This window comes from Crossiella sp. SN42 (assembly GCF_023897065.1).
GTDB lineage: Bacteria > Actinomycetota > Actinomycetes > Mycobacteriales > Pseudonocardiaceae > Crossiella.
On sequence record NZ_JAMHIV010000001.1, the window covers coordinates 359,411 to 381,747 of the forward strand.

General features: G+C 72.9%; 24 protein-coding genes. 10 read left to right on the forward strand and 14 right to left on the reverse strand.

Annotated features, from left to right (window positions below):
- Nucleotides 1–102: 102 nt before the first annotated feature.
- Nucleotides 103–1,329 carry an amidohydrolase family protein gene (locus M8C13_RS01455; RefSeq protein ID WP_252478566.1) on the reverse strand — a complete coding sequence of 409 codons (1,227 nt, stop codon included), beginning with the start codon at nucleotides 1,327–1,329 and terminating at the stop codon, nucleotides 103–105.
- Complete coding sequence (locus M8C13_RS01460; RefSeq protein ID WP_252478567.1) at nucleotides 1,326–2,744, reverse strand: MFS transporter; 1,419 nt, start codon at nucleotides 2,742–2,744, stop codon at nucleotides 1,326–1,328. Before M8C13_RS01460 ends, M8C13_RS01455 begins: the two co-directional genes overlap by 4 nt.
- Nucleotides 2,745–2,832: 88 nt before the next feature.
- Here M8C13_RS01460 and M8C13_RS01465 point away from each other — a divergent pair, with 88 nt between their 5' ends.
- The 3 genes from M8C13_RS01465 to M8C13_RS01475 all read left to right on the forward strand — a co-directional run bounded on the left by M8C13_RS01465 (nucleotide 2,833) and on the right by M8C13_RS01475 (nucleotide 4,468).
- Nucleotides 2,833–3,732, forward strand: coding sequence for a MurR/RpiR family transcriptional regulator (locus tag M8C13_RS01465; protein ID WP_252478568.1), 900 nt, complete (start codon nucleotides 2,833–2,835; stop codon nucleotides 3,730–3,732).
- Between the two features lie 9 nt (nucleotides 3,733–3,741).
- Entirely contained in the window at nucleotides 3,742–4,215 is a 474-nt protein-coding gene (locus M8C13_RS01470; RefSeq protein WP_252478569.1) for an SRPBCC family protein, read from the forward strand.
- 115 nt (nucleotides 4,216–4,330) lie between these two features.
- The gene (locus M8C13_RS01475; protein ID WP_252478570.1) at nucleotides 4,331–4,468 is read left to right on the forward strand and encodes a hypothetical protein; all 138 of its coding nucleotides are present in this window, start codon (nucleotides 4,331–4,333) and stop codon (nucleotides 4,466–4,468) included.
- Nucleotides 4,469–4,474: 6 nt separating this feature from the next.
- Here M8C13_RS01475 and M8C13_RS01480 read toward each other — a convergent pair whose 3' ends face one another.
- From M8C13_RS01480 to M8C13_RS01500, 5 genes are all read right to left on the reverse strand, one after another.
- Nucleotides 4,475–5,149: a metal-dependent transcriptional regulator gene (locus M8C13_RS01480; protein ID WP_252478571.1), complete on the reverse strand. Its 675-nt coding sequence runs from the start codon at nucleotides 5,147–5,149 to the stop codon at nucleotides 4,475–4,477.
- A gap of 23 nt (nucleotides 5,150–5,172) precedes the next feature.
- A complete protein-coding gene (locus M8C13_RS01485; protein WP_252478572.1) occupies nucleotides 5,173–6,039 on the reverse strand; it encodes a metal ABC transporter permease in 867 nt (288 codons plus the stop codon).
- Nucleotides 6,036–6,770, reverse strand: coding sequence for a metal ABC transporter ATP-binding protein (locus M8C13_RS01490; protein ID WP_252478573.1), 735 nt, complete (start codon nucleotides 6,768–6,770; stop codon nucleotides 6,036–6,038). The genes M8C13_RS01485 and M8C13_RS01490 overlap by 4 nt, the downstream gene beginning before the upstream one ends.
- A complete protein-coding gene (locus tag M8C13_RS01495) occupies nucleotides 6,767–7,699 on the reverse strand; it encodes a metal ABC transporter substrate-binding protein (RefSeq protein ID WP_252478574.1) in 933 nt (310 codons plus the stop codon). The genes M8C13_RS01490 and M8C13_RS01495 overlap by 4 nt, the downstream gene beginning before the upstream one ends.
- Before the next feature lie 65 nt (nucleotides 7,700–7,764).
- Nucleotides 7,765–8,175, reverse strand: a complete 411-nt coding sequence (locus M8C13_RS01500) for a VOC family protein (RefSeq protein WP_252478575.1) — start codon at nucleotides 8,173–8,175, stop codon at nucleotides 7,765–7,767.
- A 62-nt stretch (nucleotides 8,176–8,237) separates the two neighbouring features.
- Between M8C13_RS01500 and M8C13_RS01505 the strand changes: the two genes are divergently transcribed.
- A complete protein-coding gene (locus M8C13_RS01505; protein ID WP_252478576.1) occupies nucleotides 8,238–9,179 on the forward strand; it encodes a YafY family protein in 942 nt (313 codons plus the stop codon).
- A 44-nt stretch (nucleotides 9,180–9,223) separates the two neighbouring features.
- Here M8C13_RS01505 and M8C13_RS01510 read toward each other — a convergent pair whose 3' ends face one another.
- On the reverse strand, nucleotides 9,224–12,379 hold the full coding sequence (locus tag M8C13_RS01510) for a BTAD domain-containing putative transcriptional regulator (RefSeq protein WP_256508393.1): 3,156 nt from the start codon (nucleotides 12,377–12,379) through the stop codon (nucleotides 9,224–9,226).
- A 57-nt stretch (nucleotides 12,380–12,436) separates the two neighbouring features.
- Between M8C13_RS01510 and M8C13_RS01515 the strand changes: the two genes are divergently transcribed.
- From M8C13_RS01515 to M8C13_RS01530, 4 genes are all read left to right on the forward strand, one after another.
- The gene (locus M8C13_RS01515) at nucleotides 12,437–13,303 is read left to right on the forward strand and encodes an alpha/beta fold hydrolase (protein WP_252478577.1); all 867 of its coding nucleotides are present in this window, start codon (nucleotides 12,437–12,439) and stop codon (nucleotides 13,301–13,303) included.
- Between the two features lie 152 nt (nucleotides 13,304–13,455).
- Entirely contained in the window at nucleotides 13,456–13,680 is a 225-nt protein-coding gene (locus M8C13_RS01520; protein ID WP_252478578.1) for a hypothetical protein, read from the forward strand.
- Nucleotides 13,681–13,732: 52 nt separating this feature from the next.
- Nucleotides 13,733–14,392 carry an RES family NAD+ phosphorylase gene (locus M8C13_RS01525; protein WP_252478579.1) on the forward strand — a complete coding sequence of 220 codons (660 nt, stop codon included), beginning with the start codon at nucleotides 13,733–13,735 and terminating at the stop codon, nucleotides 14,390–14,392.
- Nucleotides 14,389–15,009 (forward strand): SMI1/KNR4 family protein, encoded by a 621-nt coding sequence (locus tag M8C13_RS01530; RefSeq protein ID WP_252478580.1) that lies wholly within the window; start codon nucleotides 14,389–14,391, stop codon nucleotides 15,007–15,009. The genes M8C13_RS01525 and M8C13_RS01530 overlap by 4 nt, the downstream gene beginning before the upstream one ends.
- A gap of 10 nt (nucleotides 15,010–15,019) precedes the next feature.
- Here M8C13_RS01530 and M8C13_RS01535 read toward each other — a convergent pair whose 3' ends face one another.
- The 3 genes from M8C13_RS01535 to M8C13_RS01545 all read right to left on the reverse strand — a co-directional run bounded on the left by M8C13_RS01535 (nucleotide 15,020) and on the right by M8C13_RS01545 (nucleotide 17,013).
- A complete protein-coding gene (locus M8C13_RS01535; RefSeq protein WP_252478581.1) occupies nucleotides 15,020–15,580 on the reverse strand; it encodes a PadR family transcriptional regulator in 561 nt (186 codons plus the stop codon).
- Nucleotides 15,581–15,592: 12 nt separating this feature from the next.
- Entirely contained in the window at nucleotides 15,593–15,982 is a 390-nt protein-coding gene (locus M8C13_RS01540) for a hypothetical protein (protein ID WP_252478582.1), read from the reverse strand.
- Between the two features lie 74 nt (nucleotides 15,983–16,056).
- Complete coding sequence (locus tag M8C13_RS01545) at nucleotides 16,057–17,013, reverse strand: helix-turn-helix domain-containing protein (RefSeq protein ID WP_252478583.1); 957 nt, start codon at nucleotides 17,011–17,013, stop codon at nucleotides 16,057–16,059.
- 70 nt (nucleotides 17,014–17,083) lie between these two features.
- Here M8C13_RS01545 and M8C13_RS01550 point away from each other — a divergent pair, with 70 nt between their 5' ends.
- Nucleotides 17,084–17,254 carry a hypothetical protein gene (locus M8C13_RS01550; protein WP_252478584.1) on the forward strand — a complete coding sequence of 57 codons (171 nt, stop codon included), beginning with the start codon at nucleotides 17,084–17,086 and terminating at the stop codon, nucleotides 17,252–17,254.
- 9 nt (nucleotides 17,255–17,263) lie between these two features.
- Here M8C13_RS01550 and M8C13_RS01555 read toward each other — a convergent pair whose 3' ends face one another.
- The 3 genes from M8C13_RS01555 to M8C13_RS01565 all read right to left on the reverse strand — a co-directional run bounded on the left by M8C13_RS01555 (nucleotide 17,264) and on the right by M8C13_RS01565 (nucleotide 19,279).
- The gene (locus M8C13_RS01555; RefSeq protein ID WP_252478585.1) at nucleotides 17,264–17,935 is read right to left on the reverse strand and encodes a response regulator transcription factor; all 672 of its coding nucleotides are present in this window, start codon (nucleotides 17,933–17,935) and stop codon (nucleotides 17,264–17,266) included.
- Nucleotides 17,936–17,961: 26 nt separating this feature from the next.
- A complete protein-coding gene (locus M8C13_RS01560; RefSeq protein WP_252478586.1) occupies nucleotides 17,962–18,537 on the reverse strand; it encodes a VanZ family protein in 576 nt (191 codons plus the stop codon).
- Nucleotides 18,538–18,622: 85 nt separating this feature from the next.
- Complete coding sequence (locus M8C13_RS01565) at nucleotides 18,623–19,279, reverse strand: hypothetical protein (RefSeq protein WP_252478587.1); 657 nt, start codon at nucleotides 19,277–19,279, stop codon at nucleotides 18,623–18,625.
- 104 nt (nucleotides 19,280–19,383) lie between these two features.
- Between M8C13_RS01565 and M8C13_RS01570 the strand changes: the two genes are divergently transcribed.
- The gene (locus M8C13_RS01570; protein WP_252478588.1) at nucleotides 19,384–22,155 is read left to right on the forward strand and encodes an AAA family ATPase; all 2,772 of its coding nucleotides are present in this window, start codon (nucleotides 19,384–19,386) and stop codon (nucleotides 22,153–22,155) included.
- Nucleotides 22,156–22,337: the final 182 nt, after the last annotated feature.

Sequence of the window (22,337 nt, forward strand, 5' to 3'; positions counted from 1 at the left end):
CACCCGGGACCGCTCCCCAGCGCGCCCCGCCCCAATTGCGATCGTCTTCTGCGGAGCGTCGGGCATCGGCGGGGGACGGCGGAGCTGGGTACGACTTTCCGGCTATGCGGGTCTGCCGTCGGAGACGATGGCGCCGCCCTGGATCACCTGCGTGATGTGTGTGGGATCGGCCAGCGCGCCGATGTCGGCCAGCGGATCCCGGTCCAGGACAAGCAGGTCGGCATGGGCGCCGACGTCGACTGTGCCAATTTCGCCGGGCAGGCACAGTAGGTCCGCGGCGGTGGTGGTGGCCGCGCGGATGATGTCGATCGGTTGCTGCACCTCACGCCGGAGCCGGAACTCGTGGTTCTGGTGCCGGTGCATGCCGCCGAGCAGGTCGCTGCCGTAGACCAGCCGCACCCCGCCACGGGCGGCCCGTTCCAGCGCGCGGAGCCCGCCGTTGAGCACCTCGTCGATCTTGCGCTGGCTGGGTTCGGGCAGGCCGTGAGCGGCGCCTTCCTGCTTGAGTGCCCAGTAGGTGACCAAGGTGGGCACGAGGAATGCCTCGCGCTCGCGGAAGAGCTCGACGCTGCGGTCGTCGATGAGGTTGCCGTGCTCGATGGAGCGGACACCCGCCTCCAGTGCCCGGTTGACCGCGCGCGCGGTGTAGGCGTGCGCGGCCACGTACCGGTTGGCGGCCTCGGCCTCCTCGACCACGGCGCGCAGTTCGGCCGGGGAGTACTGGGTGGAGTCGATCCGGTCGGTCGGCGAGGCGACCCCGCCGGAGGCCATCACCTTGAGGTGGTGGGCTCCCTTGCGCAGCTCGTCGCGGGCCGCGACCCGGACGGCGTCGACACCGTCGGCGACCCGGCCGAGTCCGGCGCAGCACGGGTGGCCGTCGGCCTGTGCCGTGCCGCGGCCACGCAGGTCGCCGTGGCCGCCGGTCTGGCTCAGCGCCTTGCCGCAGAAGGCCAGGCGCGGGCCGGTGATCAGGCCCTCGGCCTGGGCGTCGGCGAGGCCGTAGTCGGCGCCGGCGGCGTCGCGGACGGTGGTGAAGCCGCGCAACAGCATGGACCGCATGATCCGAGCCGCGTGGGCGGCCACATAGGAGGGAGACCAGGCCGGCAGCTCGTTGAGGGCGGCGGTGGCCGCGGTGACGTGCACGTGCGCGTCGATCAGGCCGGGTAGCACCACCGCACCGGCCAGGTCGAGCACCCGGACCTGGTCCGGGGCGCTCAGCCGGGGTGCGATCTCGGCGATCCGGCCGTCGGCGCAGCGGATGCTGGCCTCGCGGTACTCGCCGGTGCGCACGTCCAGCACCAGTCCGTCCCGCAGCAGCAGATCGGTCATCGGCCGGGCCTCCCACTCGGTTCGGCGAGTTCCTCCAGTGATCGGCCCGCGGTGGCGAGTCCGAACACGACGGTGCACAGCACGCCGACCACCAGCACCGCGGTGGTCAGGCCGAAGACCCCGGCGAAGCCCAGGGTGCCCGCGAACATGCCGATGATCAACGGTGCCAGGATGCTGCCGACCCGGCCCACCGCGCTGGAGAGCCCCATCCCGGTGGCCCTGATCCAGGTCGGGAACACCTCGGGGGTGTAGGAGTAGACGCCCGCGTAGGTCCCGTTGAGGAAGAAGGACAGCACCGCCCCGGCAACCGTGATCGCCACCGGATCGCTGAGCTGGGACAGCCAGTAGGCGCTGGCCGCGGCACCGGCCAGGTACAACGCGATGGTGTTCTTGCGGTCGAGCCGCTCCCCGAGCCAGGCCGCGGAGTAGTACCCGGGCACCTGGGCGAGGTAGATGATGATGGTGAACTCGAAGCTCTGGGTGATGGTGATGCCGCGTTCCACCAGCAGGGTGGGAATCCAGGAGAAGAACCCGTAGTAGGAGAAGGTGATCACGAACCAGATCAGCCAGGTGACCGCGGTCCGCCTGCGCAACTCCTTGCCCCACAGGAACTTCAGCGCCGAGACCAGCCCGGCCCCGCGCGCCGGGGCGGTGGGAGGACTGGACGCGGCGGCGGAGGGCCGCGAATCTTGGTCGGGGCCGGGATCGGGCGGGGTGACTACTGGCGGCAGGGGTTTGCCGGTCGCGGCTTCGGTGCGGCGCTCGAAGTCGGCCACCACCTGCTCCGCTTCCCGCACGCGGCCGGTGGCCAGCAGGAAGCGTGGCGACTCCGGTAGCGAGCGGCGCCACCACAGCAGCATCAGGATCGGCAACGCGGTGATCAGCTGGGCGATTCGCCAGCCCTCCGGGAAGGTCGGCACCACGAGCCTGCCGAGCACGGCCGCGGCCACGAATCCGAAGGAGAAGAAACCCGCCAGGGCGCCGATGAACCAGCCTCGGCGGGCGGCCGGCACGAACTCGGCGAGGAAGGGGGCGATGATCGCGCTTTCGGCGCCGGTGCCCACGCCGGCCAGGACTCGGGCGGCGAGGAAGGTTTCGTAGTTCGGGGCCAGGGCGGCGGCTACCGAGAACACGGCGTAGCAGGCCAGGGCGTACATCATGACCTTGCGGCGGCCGATCCGGTCGCCGAGCAGGCCTGCGATGGTGGCGCCGAAGAGGTAGCCGAAGGGGGTGGCGGAGCCGATCAGGCCGAGGAGTTCGTTGCTCAGGCCCCATTCCTGGCGGGCGCTGGGCAGCAGGAACGCGACGATCGCGGCGTCCATGGCGTCGAAGGTGTAACCGAGGCCGCCGATGACCAGCAGGGCGTAGTGCGGGCGGCTCAGTGGCAGGCGGTCCAGGCGTGCCAGGAGTGTCATCGGGCCTCCCGAGGGCAGCGGTTCAGGCAGCGTATGTTGCGTCTGGGTGAGATGCAATGGATGCTGCATACGCGGATGGGAGGTGGCGGTGAGCGCCGGGTCGAGCGAGGCTGATGACTTCGAGGGATGGCTGCGGGGGCGGGTGCCGGAGCGGGGGTTGCAGGCCAAGGCGGCGGCGGTGCTGGAGACCTTGCTCGCCCAGCCGCGGCGGGCCTCCTACAGTTCAGCGGCCGAGCTGGCGGAGCTGGCCGGGGCCAATGTGGCCACCGTGATCAGGACGGCGCAGGCGCTCGGGTTCAGCGGCTGGCCCACGTTGCAGCAGGAGCTGCGGGCTCGGTACCTCTCCGCGCTCAGCGCGCCCGAGGTCGCGGCCGAGCACGCCGACGCCGTGGTCACCGGCAGCCCGGCCTCGGCCTCGCTGCGGCGGGACCTGGACAACGTCGCGCTGCTCGCCAGGAGCGTGGACATCGCGGCGGCACGGGGGCTGGCCGCGGCGATCGGGCAGGCGCGGCGGACGGTGGTGGTGGCGGCCGGCAGCTACACCTCGGTCGGGATCGCGTTGGCGCACAACGCTCAGCTCGCCGGGTACGACGCTCAGCTCGCCACCGGCTACGGCGGTGGTGGACCGGCCAACACAATCGCCCAGTTGACCGGGCAGGACGTGCTGGTGGTGGTCAGCTTCTGGCGGTTGAACGAGAGCGCGGTGGTCGCCGCCGAGGAGGCCGCCGCCAAGGGCGCGCGGGTGTTCGTGATCACCGATGCGGCCAGTCCGGCGCTGGCCGCGGCGGCCGAGCGGATCCTGTTGGCGCCGACCGAGGGCATTTCGTTCTTCCCCTCGCTGACCGCGGCGATGGCGCTGGTGCAGGCCGTGGTCGCGGAGCTGGCCACGCTGGATCCCGGGCGCACCAAGGCGGCGGTGGAAGCGGCCGAGGCGCAGTGGGCGCGGTTCGGGCTGCTGCACCGGCCGACCCGGCGCGGCCGGACGTAGGGTCGCGGTATGCCACGGTTCGAGGTCAGCACCAGCATCGCCGCCCCGCCCCAACGGGTCTTCGAGCTCTCGCTGGCGGTGGAGGTGCACACCGGGTCGATGGCCGGGTCCGCCGAGCGAGCCGTGGGCGGGGTGACCTCGGGCGGGCTGGGGCTCGGCGACACGGTGACCTGGCAGGCCAGGCACTTCGGGTTGCCGTGGCGGATGACCTCGCGAATCAGCGCGTTGGACGAGCCTGGCTACTTCGTGGACGAGCAGGTGCGCGGGCCGTTCCGGCGCTGGTGGCACGCGCACCACTTCGAGCCGGACGGGCGGGGTGGCACGCTGATGCGGGACGTGGTCGAGTTCGCCGCGCCGCTGGGGCCGCTGGGACGAGTGGCCGAGTGGGTGGCGCTGGACCGCTACATGCGGCGGCTGATCAGCACCCGCAACGAACATCTCAAGGCGGTGGCGGAAGCGGGTGACGGTCCCGGGCCGGGATGATCGGCCTGGCAGACCCCGGCGGGCCTGGTGTGGTGTGCCGGGGTCGTCCGGCCGGCCCGGTTCAGCGCAGGTGGGCCACCTCCAGCACCGCGCGGGTTGACGCCTCCGGGCACCGTTGCGGCTGCGCACCGGTGACCCGTTCCTCATCCCGGCCGGCGTCGCGCACAACGCGCGCAACGTCGGCACGGTGCGCACCCAGACGCTCTCCACCTACCTCATCGACCAGACCAAACCGCTGGTCACCAGGCACTGAGGCGGGTCAGCGCAGCGACACCCACACCGCGTCGGTGGCCGCGGGGCCCAGGCTCAGCTGGTCCGTGCGGCCGTCGACCCGCACGGTCAGGGTGTCCGAACCGGCCGCTGACTCCAGCACGGTCAGCTCGGTGTCGATCACCAGGCCGTTGTCGGCGAAGTACTGCAGCCGCGCGCCATCGGCGTCGGAGATGCGCTCCACCCGCACCCGCGCGCCGGGCGGCACGCCGGTCAGCTGGCGGGCGTCCGGGCGGTGGATGGTGCCGTCGGCGGCTGGGATGGGGTCGCCGTGCGGGTCGCGGGTGGGGTTGCCGAGGAACTCGTCGATCCGGCTGACCAGCAGGTCCGAGACCACGTGTTCGAGCTGCTCGGCCTCCTCGTGCACCTCGTCCCAGCGGTAGTTCAGCGCGCTGACCAGGAAGGTCTCGATCAGCCGGTGCCTGCGGACCATGGCCAGCGCGTGCGCGCGGCCGGTCTCGGTCAGGCCGACGCTGCCGTAGCGCGGGTGCTCCAGCAGGCCCTGTTCGGTGAGCCTGCGCACCGACTCCGAGACCGAGGACAGCCGCAGGCCGAGCCGCTGGGCGATCACCGAGGTGGTGACCGGCTCGGTGGACCACTCCTGCAACGCCCAGATCACCTTCAGGTAGTTCTGGGTGCTCTCCGACAGCTCGGACACCGACATGCGGGCAGGGTATCCGCGCATGGTCATACCCGGGCCGCCGCACGCCGACGGGCGGCCAGCCGACGGCCCAGGATCCCGTGTTCCGGGCCGAAGAGGTAAGCCAGCGCGAACACCGAGCCCTGCACCAGCACGATCATGCCGCCGGAGGCGGTGTCCAGGTAGTAGCTCAGGTAGAGGCCGGTGACCGCGGCCAGCGCGGAGAGCACCGGGGCGATCAGCAGCATCCGCTGGAACCGGTTGGTCAGCAGGTAGGCGGTCGCGCCCGGGATGATCAGCATGGCCACCACCAGGATCACCCCGACCACCTGCAGCGCCACCACCGAGGTCAGCGCGAGCAGCCCGAGCAGCGCCGCGCCGAGCACCTTGGGGTTGAGGCCGATGGCGTGCGCGTGCGTGGGGTCGAAGGCGTAGAGGGTGAAGTCGCGGCGCTTGAGCACCAGCACGGTCAGCGCCACCGCGCCGAGCACCCCGATCTGGATCACGTCGCCGGTGGCCACGCCGAGCAGGTTGCCGAAGACGATGTGGTTGAGGTCGGTCTGGCTCGGCGTCACCGAGATCAGCACCAGGCCGAGGGCGAACAGCGTGGTGAACACGATGCCGATGGCCGCGTCCTCCTTGATCCGGCTGGTGTCCCGCACCACCCCGATCAGCGCCACCGCCAGGAACCCGAACACCAAGGCCCCCAACGCGAACGGCGCGCCCACCACGTAGGCCAGCACCACGCCGGGCAGCACCGCGTGCGAGACCGCGTCGCCCATCAGCGACCAGCCGATGAGCACCAGCCAGCAGGACAGCACCGCGCACACCACCGCGGCGATCACGGTGGCGATCAGCGCCCGGACCATGAAGCCGTAGCTGAGCGGCTCGGCCAGCAGGTCGATCAGGTTCACGCCGCCTCCTGCGAGACGTCCAGACCGAAGGCCAGGGCCAGCTTGTCCGGGGCGAGCACCTCGGCCGGGTCGCCGTGGGCCAGGATCCGGCGCATCAGCAGCAGCGCCTCATCGGCCAGGCCGGGCACCGCGGCCAGGTCGTGGGTGGAGATCAGGATGGTCACCCCGTCGGCGGCCAGCGCGCGCAGCTGCCGGGTGATGGTGGCCTCCGAGGGCTTGTCCACCCCGGCGAAGGGCTCGTCCAGCAGCAGGATCCGGGCGTGCTGGGCGATGCCGCGGGCCAGGAAGGCGCGTTTGCGCTGGCCGCCGGAGAGCTGGCCGATCTGCCGGTCGGCCAGGTCGGTCAGCTCGACCCTGGCCAGCGCGGCGTCCACCGCCTCGTGGTCGGCGCGGCGCGGGCGGCGGGTGAAGCCGAGGTGGCCGTAGCGGCCGGTGAGCACCACATCGCGGACCGAGAGCGGGAACGCCCAGTCCACCGTCTCGCTCTGCGGCACGTACCCGATCGCGCCGGACCTGCGCGCCCTGGCCGGGCTGCCGCCGTCGACCTCCACCGTGCCGGAGTCCGGCCGCAGCACGCCCATGATGGTCTTGAACAGGGTGGACTTGCCGGAGCCGTTGACCCCGATCAGTGCGTGCACCCGCCCGCGCTCCAGGGTCAGGCTGACCCCGTCCAGGGCCAGCACCTCGCCGTAGTGCACGGTGACGTCGCTGACCCGGACCGAGGGGCTCATGCCGCCGCCTTGGTCAGGCCGCTGACGATGGTGTCCACGTCGTGCCGGATCAGGTCCAGGTAGGTCGGCACCGGGCCGCCGGCTTCGGACAGCGAGTCCACGTAGAGCACCCCGCCGAAGCGGGCCCCGGTGGCCGAGACGACCTGCTGCATGGGCGCGTCGGAGACGGTGGACTCGCAGAACACCGCGGGCACCCGGTTCTGCCGGACGAACTCGATCGCGCCCGCGATCTGCTGCGGGGTGGCCTGCTGCTCGGCGTTGACCGCCCACAGGTAGCGCTCGGTGAGCCCGGCGTCCCTGGCCAGGTAGGAGAACGCGCCCTCGCAGGTGACCAGCGCCCGCTGCTCCTTGGGCAGCGCGCCCAGCGCGCCGGTGAGCCGCTCCTGGACCGAGGTGAGCTGCTGCTTGTAGCGCTCGGCGTTGGCGGTGAACTCGGCGGCGTGCTCGGGGGCCAGCTTGCCGAAGGCCTTGGCCATGTTGTCGGCGTAGGTGCGCACGTTCAGCGGGGACATCCAGGCGTGCGGGTTGGGCTTGCCGCGGTAGGCGTCCTCGGCGATGTCCACCGGCTGGACGCCCTCGCTGACCACCACGTGCGGCACGTCCAGCTCGGCGACGAACTTGGCGAACCAGGCCTCCAGGTTGAGCCCGTTGTCCAGGATCAGTTTGGCCTGCGATGCCTTGCGGATGTCGGCGGGGGTCGGCTCGTAGCCGTGGATCTCCGCGCCCGCCTTGGTGATCGACTCCACCCGCAGCTTGTCGCCTGCGATGTTGCCCGCGATGTCGGCCAGCACGGTGAAGGTGGTCAGCACCACGGGCCGTCCGTCCCCGGAGCCGTCGGCGGCGCGCGAGGTGCAGCCGGTCGCGGCCAGTGCGAGTGCGCAGGCCGCGACCAGCCAGGTGCGGGTCAACCGCGATGGTGTCTTGCGCATGTGTGTCCGCGCCTCCCGGTGCCGAGTTCGGTCACTGGAAGACTAAAGTTCGGCTGGCCGAACTTTCAAGCGGGCCGACCAGTGAACACGTCGAGGTAGTGCTGGTTGAACATCACGCCCAGCTGGTTGCCGAACGGGTCGATCACCGAGGCGGTGACGAAGCCGGGCCCGTGCTCGGTGGGCGACTGCTGGGCGGTGCCGCCCAGGTCGAGCAGCCGCTGGTAGGTGGCCTCGACGTCGTCCACCGCCCAGTAGGTCATGGTCCCGCCAGGGGTGCCCGCGCCGGGCGGGGCGAAACGGCGGTCCAGGATGCCGAGCTCGTGCTGGTAGTCACCGAGGCGGAACTCGACGTAGGCGAGCTTGCCCTGGACCTCGCGCTGGAAGTACGGCTCGATGCCGAGCAGTTCGGCGTACCAGGCCACGGCGGCCGGGACGTCGTCGGAGAAGTGGCTGACGGTGGTGAGTCCTCGCAACATGAGACCCATCCTGCGGCCTAAAGTGCTCATCAACTGAGCACTTTTCCAGGGAAGCTGAACTCATGCGCGCTGACCGCCTTGTCGCCACCCTGTTGCTGATGCAGTCCCGCGGCCGGGTCACCGCCGCCGAGCTGGCCGAGGAGCTGGAAATCTCGGTGGCCACCGCCCGCCGGGACCTGGAGGCGCTGTCCACCGCGGGCATCCCGGTGTACCCGCAGCCCGGCCGGGGCGGCGGCTGGTCACTCCTCGGCGGGGCCCGCACCGACCTCAGCGGCCTGTCCGCCACCGAGGCCCAAGCCCTGTTCCTGCTGGTCGGACCGGCCGCCGCGGTCTCCGGCGAGGCCAAGGCCGCGCTGCGCAAACTGGTGCGGGCGCTCCCCCAGACCTTCCGCGCCGACGCCGAGGCCGCGGCCAGCGCCACCATGATCGACCCGACCCGCTGGGGCGAACGCGACCGCCGCAGGCCCGAGCTGGTCGACCGGCTCCAGTCCGCCGTGGTCGGCCGCCGCAAAGTCCGGCTGACCTACACCAGCGGCGCGCGGGAGCGCTCCGAACGCCTGGTCGACCCGTGGGGCCTGGTCGACAAGGACGAGGTCTGGTACCTGCTGGCCGGAACCGAGAAGGGCCGCCGGACGTTCCGGGTGGACCGGATCGTGGCCGCGGAGCTGACCGAGGAGCCCGCCGAGCGCCCCGACGACTTCACCCTGGCCGAGGCCTGGCACGAGGTGGTCGGCGAGGTGGAGCGGAAACGCTCGCGGACCTGGGCCACCGTGCTCATCGAGTCGCGGTTCCTCGCGGTGCTGCGCGACCGGTTCGGGCGGCACTGCGAGGTCGGCGCAGAGACCGGTGACCGGGTCAAGGTCCGGCTGGCCGCGCCGACACCGCTGGACCTGGCCCGCAACCTGGCCGGGTGGGGCGGACTGGTGGAGGTGCTGGCGCCGCCGGAGGTGCGGGCCGAGCTGGCCAGGATCGGCGCTGAGCTGACCGGGCGGTACGCGGACTGATCCCCCGGCTCAGTTGCGGCTGCCGGATTCCTGGTGTCGTAGGTTCAGCGGCCCAGGGCGGTGGCCAGCTTCGCGAGGTGGCCGGCCACCGGGCCGAAGGTGAGCAGTCCGCTGCCCGCTCCCGCCAGTTCGGCGGCGGCGGGCCGCAGCTCGTCGTGGGCGCGGGCCATCGCGTCCCGGTCCTCAAGTGCGAGGGCGGCGTGGGCGAGCAGGCAAAGGCGGGCTTCGGTGAGCAGGTCAGCCGGGGTGTCCGGGAGGGCGTGCAGTGCGGCGATCGCCTCGGCGCGGTCACCGTCGGCGATCAGCGCGAGTGGGCGGACCCAGTCCAGGTAGGGTCCCCAGTCCACGCCTAGGTCCACTGTGGACGGTGGGAAGTCCAGCGACAGCAAGGCCAGTGGCAGCAGGCCCGGTTCGAGGCCGGTCATGCCGGTGCCGGGCAGGCGGGTGGCGGCGGCCCGGTAGGCGGACTCGGCTTCGGCGCGGTGGCCGGTGGCGGCCAGGCGCAGGGCCGCGTACCACTCGGTGAACACGCCGACCAGCGGCAGGTGGTGCCGGTCGGCGAGCTGGTCGGCGGCGGTGGCGTGCCGGTCGGCGGTGTCGAACTCGGCCAGGGCGGAGTGGGCCTGGAGCAGGATCAGGTGGGCCAGCACCTCGAAGGTGACCAGGTGGTGCGCGGTGGACAACTCGAGCAGCTCGCGGCCCAGGGCGGCGCGTTGCGGGGCCAAGCCGGCGCGGTCGAAGGTGTGCAGGAAGCGGCCGTTGAGCGCGAAGGCGAGCAGGGCCGGGTCGCCGATTTCCCTTGCCAGGGCTTCGGCTTCGGTTGCCGCGGCGGTGGCGCGGGCGGAGCGGGTGCCGCGGAGCTCCATGGCCAGGGTGGTCAACAGGCGGGCGCGGTGGGCGAGCTGGTGTGGCGGCAGGGCGGCGAGGGTGCGTTCGGTGGTCGCGACCACCTGTCCGGCGATGGCGGGATCGTCGTTGGTGGTCCAGATGCCGGGTACGTCGAACGCGCCGATCACCCTGGCGGTCAGCTCCGGGTCGCCGAGCGCTTCGGCCTGGGCGAGGGCGGCGGCGCGGTGGTGGCGGGCGGTTTCCAGGTTGCCGGTGACCGCCTGGGCGCGGACCAGGCCCATGAGCAGTTCCAGCCGGGTGCGCGGATCGCCGTCGTGGGCGTCCAGGGCGGCCTGCCAGAGCCGGGCGGCCTCGTGCGGGGCGAAGCGGTCCTCGGCACGCTGGGCCGCGGCGGCGGCGTAGTGGGCCACCCGGTCGGCCGGGGCGCGGTTGCCTGCCAGCAGGTAGTGGTGGGCCAGGGCGTCGATGTCGTGGGGGCGCAAGGCTTCCAGGGACCCGGCGATGGTGGCGTGCCAGCGGGCGCGGCGGGCGGTGGACACCTCCTGGTAGAGGGTGTCGCGGACCAGGGCGTGCGCGAACCGGATGTGATCCGGGCCGGACTCGGCCAGGAAACCCAGCAGCAGCGCGGAGTCGACCGTGTCCAGTACCAGGTTCTCGTTGCCGGACAAGGTGATCAGCAGGTCCAGGTCGGCTTCCCGGCCGATCACGGCGGCCTGGCGCAGCACGGTGCGGGCGTCCTCGGGCAGGGCGGTGAGGCGGTGGCGGAGCACGTCGCGGACGCCGGTGGGCACGGCGGTCAGCGCGGTGTCGCCCTCGGCGTCGTAGAGGCGGGCCAGTTCGCGGGCGAAGAACGGGTTGCCGCCGCTGCGTTCGTGGATGGCGCGCACAATCCGGTCCGGGACGGCGCGCTGGGTGGTGGCGCGGAGCAGCTGCGCGGTCGCGGGCTCGGGCAGGCCGGTGAGGTAGACACGGGTGGGTTCGGTGGCCGCGACACCGGCGAGCAGGTCGGTCAGCGCGGCGGAGACCTCGGTGGAGCGCAGGGTGGCCACGATCAGGACCGGCCGGGGCGGGGCTTCGGTGACCAAGGTGCCAAGCAGGGCAAGGGTTTCCTCGGTGGCCCGGTGCAGGTCGTCGAGCACGAGCAGCAGCGGCGCGCGCCGGGCCACGGTGTCCACATAGGACAGTACGGCGCGGTGCAGGTGGAAGCGGGCGGCGGCCGGGTCGGCGGGCGGTGTGCTGGGCGGGATCGGGGTGTGGGTGGCCAGGGTGTCCAGGATCTGGGTCCAGGGCCAGGTGGCCGGGGTGTCGGGGTGTTCGGGGTTGCGGCCCCAGGCGGTGGTCCAGCCCTGGGCGGCGAGGGTGATGGTGAGGGCTTCGGCGAGGGCGGTCTTGCCGGCGCCCGCTTCGCCGGAGACGAGGGCGAGGTGCAGGCGGGGCGGGGTGGCGGCGAGCTTGGCGAGTTCGGGGGCGCGGCCGAACAGGGGTGGCGAGGCTGGGCGCTCAGGCGGGACGGGTGAGGAAGGCGGCCCGACCGGCGCGGGTGGCCGGAGCAGGGCGGGCGAGGAAGGCTGCTGGGGCGGCGCGGGCGGTGCGAAGCGGGGTGGCGCGGCGGGGGCGTCCAGGTGGGCAGCCTGGGCGAGGATGTCCGACTCCAGTTGCCGCAGGTCTGGGCCCGCGTCCACGCCCAGCTCGGTGGCCAGCGCGTGCTTCGCGGTGCGCAGGGCGTCCAGGGCCTCGCGTTGGCGGCCCGCGCGGTACAACGCCAGGGCGAGCAGCTGCCAGGCGTGTTCGCGCCACGGGTTCGCGGTGACGTGGGCGCGCAGCTCGGCGGCGACCGCGGCGGCCTGGCCCTGGGCGAGGGCGGCCTCGGCGCGGCGTTCCACGGCCAGCAGGCGGAGCTCGTCCAGGCGGGCGATCTCGGCGCGGGCCCAGGGTTCCTCGGCGAACTCGGAGTAGGCGGGTCCGCGCCAGAGGGCGAGCGCGGCGTCCAGGGCGGGGAGGTCGGGGTTGGCGAGGGCGGCCTCGAAGCGCCAGGCGTCGACGGCCTGGGGATCGGCGCGCAGGGCGTAGCCGGGGGCTTCGGTGACCAGCAGGGTGGCCGGGGTCCGCGGCGGGCGGCCGGGTTCCAGGGACTGGCGCAGGGCGGCGACGAAGGTCTGGATGGCGCCGATCGCGCCCTCCGGCGGGTCCGGCCACAGGTCGTCGGCCAGCACCCGGACCGGGACCACCCGGCGGCGCGCGATCAACAGCCGGGCCAGCACCGCCCGGTGCCGGGGCCCGCGCAGCGCGACCGGCCCGTGCTCGTCCGCGGCCACCAGCGGGCCGAGCACCCCGAACGTCATCACGGCCATCGAGCCTAGTCAGCGCGTGCTGATCGGTTGCTGATTGGCCGGCGGCACGCTGCGGTCATGACACCGAAGATCACCGGATTCGACTACCAGCGGGTGCCCGTCGCCGACGGGGTGGCGCTCAACGTGGCCATTGGCGGCGCGGGTCGCCCGATCGTGCTGCTGCACGGCTTCCCGCAGACCCACCTGATGTGGCGGCACGTGGCCGCCGACCTGGCCGCCGACCACACCGTCATCGTGCCTGACCTGCGCGGATACGGGGACAGCGACAAACCCGACGGCGACTACGCCAAGCGCGTCATGGCCGCGGACGTGGTCGCGCTGGCCCGGCAGCTGGGCCACGACCGGTTCGCGCTGGCCGGGCACGACCGCGGCGCGCTGGTGGCCATCCGCGCCGGGCTGGACCACCCGGACGCGGTCACCCACCTGGCCTCGCTGGACGTGCTGCCCACGATCGACATGTGGGAGGTCATGCGCGGGCGCTCGGCCGCGGTGGGCTTCCACCTGTACCTGATGGCGCAGCCGCCCGGCCTGCCCGAGACCATGATCGCGGCCAGCGCGGACGACTTCTTCGGCTACTTCCTGGACCTGTGGACCAGGGACCCGGACGCGATCCCGGCCGACATCCGCGCCGCCTACCTGGCCGCCTCCCGCGCCGCGGTGCCCTCGATTGTGGCGGACTACCGAGCCTCGGCCGGGATCGACGTCGAGCACGACGAGGCGGACCGGGCGGCCGGGAACCGGTTGCGGATGCCGGTGACGGTGCTGCAGCAGGACTGGGGCGCGGCGCTGGGGTTCGACGCGGCCGGGCTGTGGCGGGCGTGGGCGGCGGACCTGCGGCACCAGACGGTGAGCTGCGGGCACTTCATGGCCGAGGAGGCGCCCTCGGTGGTGATCGCGGCGTTGCGGGAGCTGTTGTCCAGGTAGCGGTTCGCAGCCAGAGCAGCCCTGTCTTCCGAGGTAGACCCGTGGATCCCCCTTTGTGCTGAGCCGGAGATGGTCCCGCAGAGTCACCACAGTGGCACGCTCTGTGGATAACCTGGCCGCGATTGTCCGGCAACTCCTGAAGGGGAACACCTGTGGCTGTATCCGTGGACCTGGCCAAGCAGCTCGACAAGGCTTACGAGAACCTGACCGTGGCCGAGGTCCTCGACGCGCCGGTCGCCGCGCTGGCCGGTGTCAGCGAGGGCGACGGCGAGAAGCTGGCGGCCGCCTTCGGCGTCAAGACGGTCCGCGACCTCGGCACCAACAAGTACTTCAAGCTGGCTGCCGCGCTGGTGGCGCTCAACGACGCCGGCAAGTGATCGTCACGAGGCGGGGACGGATCCCGTTCCCGCCTCGTAGACTTGCTCGTTGATGACCCGACTACCGCCGCCTCCCTCGCCGGAGGTGCTGACCAGCGCGGTCGATCCAGCGACCGACATCCTCAGCCTGTCCTCCTCGACCCGCCTGGTCCGGTTGTTCTTCGCCGGTGGCAGGCATCCGCAGCGGTGGAACTCCTTCCGGCACGTCGGCCCGCTGCCGCACGCCTTCTTCGACCCGCAGCGGCCCACCGAGGACGGAGTTCCGGCCCGGGACGACGAGAACGGCGTGGTCTACTTCTCGCTGTCCATCCGCACCTCCATCGCCGAGGTCTTCCAGGCCACCGCGGTGGTGGACCGGCAGACCCGCGCCCCGCACGTGGTGATGACCCGGCCCCGCCGGGCCCTGCGGCTGCTCGACCTGACCGGGCTGTGGCCGACCAAGGTCGGCGCCTCGCAGGCGATCTGGCAGGACAGCACCGACCGCACCCAGGCCTGGGCCCGCGCCATCCGCGAGGCCATGCCCGACCTGGACGGCCTGTGGTACCGCTCCGGCGTCGACGCGGGCAATCCGGCGCTGTGCCTGTGGGATCCGCCCGCGGCCTCCGCGCTGCCTGCCCGGCCGGACGTGCTGCACCCGCTCGACCACGCCGGGCTGGACCTGTCGCTGGGGCGCGCGGGGCAGGAGCTGAACTACACCATCCTGGGCGCATGACCCCCGGCATCGGCGAGTCCTGGCAACGGATCACCGGCTGGCTGGCCACGCACGCCCCGGCCACCCACCGCGACGTCAACCCGCCCGCCGCCGCGGCCGACCTGACTGCCCTCACCGGCCACGGTGATCTCGACCTGCCTCCCGGGCTGCGGCGCTGGTGGTCGCTGGCCGACGGCATCCGGGACCGGGCCGGGGCGAGCAACTCGCTGCTGGGGTTCTACCGCCCGCTCTCGGTCCGGGAATCGCTGGAAATGCGCCGGTGGTTCGTGGGCGAGCAGGCGAAAGTGGTCGTGCAGCCCGATCCCGAATGCGAGGTCGCCGGAGCGTTCGCCGGGCCGTACTCGCACGCCTTCGTGCCGGTGGGCGGCGACGGCTGCGGCAACAACCTGTTCGTCGACCTGCGACCCGGTGTCCGCCGAGGGTGCCTGATGCAGTGGCTCAAGGGCGAGGCGGTGCTCCAGGAACCGTTGTGGGACAGCGTGGCCGACATGCTCGCCGCGGTCGCGGACGCGCTGGCGCACCCGGAGACCGGCCTGCGCCGCACCGGCTATCGGCTGGTCCCCGAGGTCACCCCGCACGGCCACCTGGACTGGGAGATCCGCCAGCTGCCCGCCTGATCCGGCGCGGCTACTCCCCCGCCATCCGGAACGCGCCCGACTCCAGCCTGCGGATCAGCCGGTCCGTCCACTCCGCGCGGCTGTCCGCGGTGTGCAGCCACAGCCCGACCACCTCGCCCACCGGCCCCCACTCATCCAGGTCGGTCTCGGCGGGCAGTCCCTCGCGCACGCTGGCCCGCCAGGACGCCATCGCCTCAGAACGCTTGCGCAGCAACGAGATCGCCTCGGCGCGGGGCAGGTCCTCGATCAGGCCGACCGCGGCGGCTATCAGGTCCAGGCCGGGGTCGTGGCTGGTGAGAGCCTTGCGCAGCAGGGCGAAGTAGGCTTCCTCGCCCTGCTGCGTCAGCTCGTACTCCATGCGCGGCGGCCCGCCCGCTTCACTCGGCCTGGTCTCGTGCAGCAGCAGCAATCCCTGGCCGGTCATCGCCTTCAGGGCGTGGTAGACCGAGCCCGAGGTGGCCGTGGACCACTCGTGCGCGCCCCAGCTCTCCAGGTCCGCGCGAACCTGGTAGCCGTGTGCGCGTCCGTGCCTGCGCACCACGCCGAGCACCAGCAGCCGAACCGCCGACATGGTCGTCCTCCCTCAGGGGCGGGTGGAGCTCACCCACCACAGCGTGCCGAACGGGTCCACGAAGCCGCCCATCCGGCTGCCGTCATCCTGCACGGTCACCGGCATGGCCGAGTTGGCGCCACCGGCCACCGCCCTGGCGTGCACCGCTTCCGGGTCGGGCACGGTGGTCCACAGCTGGACGTGCGCCGGGTCGGTCGGGGTGGGCAGGCACTGGCGGCCGTCCGCGCCGCCGTCGGCGAAGAACAGCGTGCTCTCGCCGATCCGGGCCTCGGCGTGAATCACCCGCTCCGGGTCGGTGGACAGCGGGACCCGGTTGACCACCTCGGCCTCGAAGGCCGCCCCGATGAACTCGATGAACTCGTTGGCACTGCGCACCATCACGTACGGGGTCACAGAAGACACAGACACTCCCTCTAACCAAATTTGGCTACCTGCGGCGGCGAGCTTACCCACGGCTAGCCAAATTTGGCTAGCCCTTAGGCGCGGAAGGTCCGGCGGTAGGCCGAGGGCGAGGTGTGCATGGCCGAGGTGAAGTGGTGCCGGAAGGTGACCGCGGTGTCGAACCCGACCGCGACCGCCACCTCCTCGATCGGCGTGTCCGTGGTCTCCAGCAGCGGCAGGCTGGCCTGCACCCGGCGACTGATCAGCCACCGGATCGGGCTGACCCCCGCCGCCCTGGCGAAGTGCCGCAGGTAGCTGCGCTCGGACATCCGGGCCCGCTCGGCCAGGGTGCGCACCGAGATCGGCTCGGTCAGGTGTTCCAGTGCCCAGGCCATGCTGCCGGTGATCCGGTCGTCGCCGGGCTCGGCGGCCACCGGGCTCTCGATGTACTGCGCCTGCCCGCCGTCCCGGTGCGGCGGGATGACCAGCCGCCGCGCCACCGCGTTGGCCAGCTCCGCGCCGAAGTCCTTGCGCAGCAAGTGGATGCAGAGGTCGATGCCGGCCGCGCAGCCCGCGCTGGTGAGGATCCAGTCGTTGTCGATGTAGAGCGGGTGCGGGTCCACCTCGATCGCCGGATACCTGCGCCGCAACAGTTCCGTGTACCGCCAGTGCGTGGTCGCGCGCAGCCCGTCCAGCAGCCCGGCCGCGGCCAGCGCGAACACCCCGGAGCAGATCGAGACGATCCGCGCGCCCCGGCTGCGGGCCAGCCGCAGCGCGGCCACCACCTCCGGCGAGGGCTCGGCGTGCACATCGGCCACGCTGGGCACCACCACGGTCTGGGCTTCAGCGAAGGTGTCCAGGCCGTAGCGCACGAGCAGCTCCGCGCCGCCGAGCACCGGCACCGGACCGGGCCGCTCCGCGCAGATCCGCACCTCGTAGCCGTCCTCGCCGAAGTCGAGATCGGGCCAGCGCAGGGCGAAGACCTCGGTGACGATCGCGGTCTCGAAGGAGGTCATGCCGTGGTAGGCGAGCACCGCCACTGATCGGCTCATGGCGGAATCTTAGCGAAGGTTGTCGTTACCGCCACTGGTTCGGCAGGAGCCGCCGGACGAGGGTGGAGGCATGCGAAAGTTGTTGCGTTCCTTGGGAAAGCTGCTCGCCGACCTGGCTTACGGGGTGCACGCGGGCCACGCCATCCGGCACGGCCTGCCCACCCCGCCAAGCCCGGAGGTACGCCGCCGGAGCCCTCGGGGGCCCAGGTCGATCGGGCAGGACCGGGCAGCCGGACCGTGATCAGGAGGCCTAGCCGCCGGCGCCGATGTCGATCCGGTAGCCGACGCCGGGCACGGTGGCGATGAGCCAGGGTTCGCCGAGTCGTTTGCGCAGCGCCGAGACGGTGATCCGGACGGCGTTGGTGAACGGGTCGGCGTGCTGGTCCCAGGCCTGTTCCAGCAGGTCCTCGGCGCTGACCACTCCGCCCTCGGCGGCGAGGAGGATCTCGAGCACGGCGAACTGCTTGCGGGTGAGCGCGACGTGGCGGCCGTCGCGGAAGACCTCCCGGCGGAACGGGTCCAGCCGCAGGCCCGCCAGCTCGCGCACCGGGGGCCGGGCGTGCGCGCGCCTGCGGTCCAGCGCCCGCAGCCGCATGACCAGCTCCCGCAGCTCGAACGGTTTGGTGAGGTAGTCATCGGCGCCCAGCTCGAACCCGGAGGCCTTGTCATCGATCCGGTCGGCGGCGGTGAGCATCAGGATCGGCATGCCGCTGCCGGCCGCGACAATGCGCCGGGCGATCTCGTCGCCGGAGGGGCCGGGGATGTCGCGGTCGAGGACGGCGAGGTCGTAGGAGTTGACGCTGAGCAGTTCCAGCGCGGTGTCGCCGTCGCCGGCGATGTCGGCGGCGATCGCTTCCAACCGGAGCCCGTCCCGGACGGCCTCGGCCAGGTAGAGCTCGTCCTCCACGATCAGCACGCGCATACCCGAAGCCTAGGCCCGGGAACGGTTCAGCGGCCCGGCACCAGGGTCAGCCGCGGTCGCCGCGGCGGCGGGCTTGCCTTTGCCCGCCACCAGCGGCGGGAGGCCAGCGCGGCCAGCACCGCGCCCGCGGTGTTGAGCAGCACATCGTCCACAGAGGACACCCGGTCCAGCCGCAGCGCGTACTGCCCGACCTCGATCAGCACCGAGCAGCCCGCCGCCAGCGCCAGGACCCTCGGTAGCGAGGCCAGCGCGGCGAACCGCAGCGGGGCGAAGAAACCCAGTGCCGCGAACACCAGCAGGTTGCCGACGATCTGGACGGTCCCCATCGCGAGCAGGTCTTGCAGCGGCACCAGGCTCACCCGGCCGGGAACCAGACCGGCCCGGCTGCCCGGCATCATGGTCAGCCAGACGACGGGCACCGTGCCGTAGACGAGGCCGACCTCGGACAGCGACCAGCGCCACGCCTGGGCCCTCGGGCTGCCGTTGAGCCACCGGTGGCGGGCCAGCGCCCACACCGCCGCCAGGGCCGCCGGCAGCAACACCACCGTGCTGGCCACCACGCCGGTGAACGTGCCGATCCAGTCCTGCCACTCGTCGAGCACGCCACCACCCAACACGGCGGGCTGTCGCGGCGGCGTATCCGATTTTGGATACGTTCGCGATAGTCGGTCCGTGCTAGGGCGTGTCCTAGCCGCCGAGGCGGGCCAGCGCGGTGCACATGCTCTCGCTGGAGCCGATCCAGAACAGCGAGTAGTCCTCGCCGCCCTGCTTGCGCGAACCCTTGTGGAAGCAGGGCGCCTTGGCCGCGCCCGGCGGCGGATCGGCGCTGACGCCGAGGATGGTCACCTTCAGGAAGCAGGCGGCGACCTCGGCGGCGGCGTCCAGCTTGCCGCGGATGGCCACCACCAGGCCGAGGGAGAGCGGGCTGGCCTTCTCCTGGTACAGCACGATGCCCACCCGGTCGGTCTGGTAGGCGCAGGTCAGCACGGTGTTGACGTGGCTGGCCGCGCCGACCAGCCTGCCCACCCGGTCCTGGAACTGGGCCAGCGCGGCCCGCTGCGACCTCGGCACCACCTCCAGCACCTCGTTCACCAGGCCTGCCAGTGGCACGCACGGGTTGGCCTTGGCGATCTGGAACTTGGCCGAGAGCACCGGCAGCACCGACCGGATCTTCGGCCCGGTGCGCGAACAGTCCCCCGTGGTGGTCGTGCCACCGCTCTTCTTGCTGGTCGCGACCACCTCGCTGACCGAAGGCCCCGGGCTGAAACCACCGGTGGTCTCCTCGCAGCCGCTGACCAAGGTGACCAGTGCGATCGCCATCCCCACGATCACGGTTCTCCGCATAGCCCCTCCCGGGCAGGTAACAACCTGAATCCCCACGATGACTTTGCGCGACCGGCTCGGCATTGTGGTCAGCACCGAAGTCTTTGGCCGGGGCAGGGGTACGGGTGGGTCTGTTCGAGCGGGACGCCGAGCTGGTGCGGATCGGCGAGCTGCTGACCGCGGCCGCCGCAGGACGCGGGCGAACCGCGCTGGTCGAGGGCGTGCCGGGGATCGGCAAGACCGCGTTGCTGGCCGCGGCGGGCGAGCTGGCGGCCGGGCGCGGGTTCCGGGTGCTCACCGCCAGCGGCGGCGAGCTGGAGCAGGACCTGCCCTTCGCCATGGTCCGGCAGCTGTTCGACCCCGCGCTGCGCGAGGCCGAGCCCGAGGTACGCTCCGGGGCGGCCGCGCTGGCCGCGCCGGTGTTCGCCGCCGACGGGGACCAGGTGCCGGTGGGCAACGTGGTGCACGGGCTGTACTGGCTGTGCTCCAACCTGGCCGAGCCCGCGCCGCTGCTACTCGCGGTGGACGACGTGCACTGGGCGGATGAGGCCTCGCTGCGGTTCCTCTCCCACCTGGCCCGGCGGGTGGGCGACCTGCCGGTGCTGCTCCTGCTCGGCGGCAGGCCGGTGGCCGGGGACTCGGCGCTGGCCAGGGCGCTCAGCGGGGTCGAGCCGGTGCTGCTGACCCTCGGGTCGCTGTCCGGGCAGGCGGTGAGCCGGTTCGTCCGGGACCGCCTCTCCCCCGCCGCCGATCCCGAGTTCTGCCGCGCCTGCGCCGAGGCCACCGGCGGCAACCCGTTCCTGCTCACCGAGGCGATCACCGCCCTGCGCGCGGCCAGGGTGCCCCCGGTGGCCGCGCAGGCCGACCGGATTCCCGGGTTGCAGGCCGCGCCGATCGCCCGCACCGTGCTCACCCGGCTCAACCGGCTAGGCCCGGAGGCGGTGCGGCTGGCCAGGGCGCTGGCCGTGCTCGGACCCGCCGCCGACCTCACCCGCCCGGCCCGTTTGGCCGGCCTGTCGCTGGACCGGGCGAGCGAACTGGCCGACCTGCTCGCCCAGGAGTCGCTGCTCACCGGCGGCTACCCGGTGGACTTCGCGCATCCTTTGGTGCGCACCGCGGTCTACGCCGACGGCACCGACATCCGCCGCGCCGCCGACCACCGGCGCGCGGTGGAGCTGCTCGCCGCCGAAGCGGCCCCGGCCGAACAGCTCGTGCCACACCTGCTGGCCGCCGCCCCGGCCGCCGACCCCGCCGTGGTCACCGCGCTGTGCGCGGCCGCGGCGGACGCGCTGGGCCGGGGCGCGCCCGAGGCCGCGGCCAGCTGCCTGCGCCGGGCGCTGGCCGAACCACCGCCCGCCGCCGATCGGCCGCGCCTGCACGCCGAACTGGGCCGGGCGCTGGGCATGGCCAACCGCCCGGCCGAGGCCGCGCAGGCATTGCGCGCGGCCCTGGAGCTGACCGAGGACCCGGTCACCCGCGGCGAGCTCGCGCTGGACCTGGGCGCGGTGATGGTGCAGACCGGGCGGCCGGACGCGGCTTTGGAGACCTTCGAGCTGGCCACCGAGGCGCTGGCCGAAGGCGAGCTGCCGCTGCGGCTGACCGTGGCCTTCTCCATGGCCAGCTTTGTCAGCATGCGGCCGCCCACCTCCTGGATCGCCCGGCTGGACCAGCTCGCCGGCACCGTCTCGGCCGAGTCCGAGGCCGGGCGGATGCTGCTGGCCTGCCTGGCTTTCGGGGCCTGTGCCACCGCCGACCGCCCGGCCTCGGTGGTGGGCGAGCTCGCCGCCCGCGCCGCGCACGGCCCGCTGGCCGAACGCGACCAGTGGATCCTGGCCAACTTCGCCAGCACCGCACTGGTCATGGCCGACCGCCTGCCCGAAGCCCTCGCGGTGCTCGACCGCGGGATCGAGCACGCCCAGGCGCGCGGCAACCTGGCCGAGTTCCGCTACCTCGCCGTGCTGCGTTCCCGCACCGCGCTCACCGCGGGCCACCTGCGCGAGGCCGAGGCCGACGGGCGGGCCGCGCTGGCCCTGCACGAGGTCGACGGCGACCACGAACTGCCGCTGGCGGCCGCGGTGCTGGTGGACGCGCTGGCCGAACAGGGCCACCTGGACGAGGCCCAGGCGGTGCTGACCGAGCACGAACTGGACGCCGAGGACGAGGTCCGGATGCTCATCGGTCACTTCGTGCACCTGGCCCGCGGCAGGCTCCGGCTCCGCCAGCAACGCCCGCGTGCCGCCCTGGCCGACCTGCTGGCCTGCGGCGACGGCCTGGTCAGGGCCGGGTGCGTGAACCCGGGCTTCGCGCACTGGCGGGCCGATGCCGCACTGGCCTGGCTGGCGCTGGGCGAACCGGCCGAGGCCAGGTCGCTGGCCGAGGAGGAGCTGGCGCTGGCCCGCGACTTCGGCGCGCCCCGCGCGATCGGCATCGCGCTGCGCACCCTGGGCCTGATCGAGGGCGGCGGCACCCGGCTGGACCGGCTCGCCGAGTCCGTCCAGGTGCTGCGCGGCTCCACCGGCACCCTGGAGCTCGGCCACTCGCTGATCGAGTACGGCAGCGCGCTGCGCCGTGCCGGGCACCGCACCGACGCCCAGCGCCAGCTCCGCGAGGGCCTGGACCTGGCCGCCCGGCACCACGCGCTTCCCCTTGCCGCGCATGCGAAACAGGAGCTCGCCGCGACCGGCGCCCGGCCCCGCCGGGACCTGCTCACCGGGGTCGACGCGCTCACCGCGAGCGAGCTGCGGGTGGCCAGGCTGGCCGCGGGCGGCGACTCCAACCGGGCCATCGCGCAGACCCTGTTCGTCAGCCGCCGCACCATCGAGGTCCACCTCACCAGCGCCTACCGCAAGCTCGGCATCCAGTCCAGGGAGCAGCTGCCCACCGCGCTCGGGGCCTGAACCGCCCGCACCGCCCAGGCGCCTGAGCGCACCCGCACCGATTCAGCGCGAACCGTTGACGGCACCGTCATCGGTCTGCAACCTTTGACTCCCCTGCTCGCAAAAAGTCGACTGCGATCGCTTAAATCCTTAGCGATCAACTGCAACTTCAGCACGAGCCCTGTCACGCGCCCCGCCCTGCG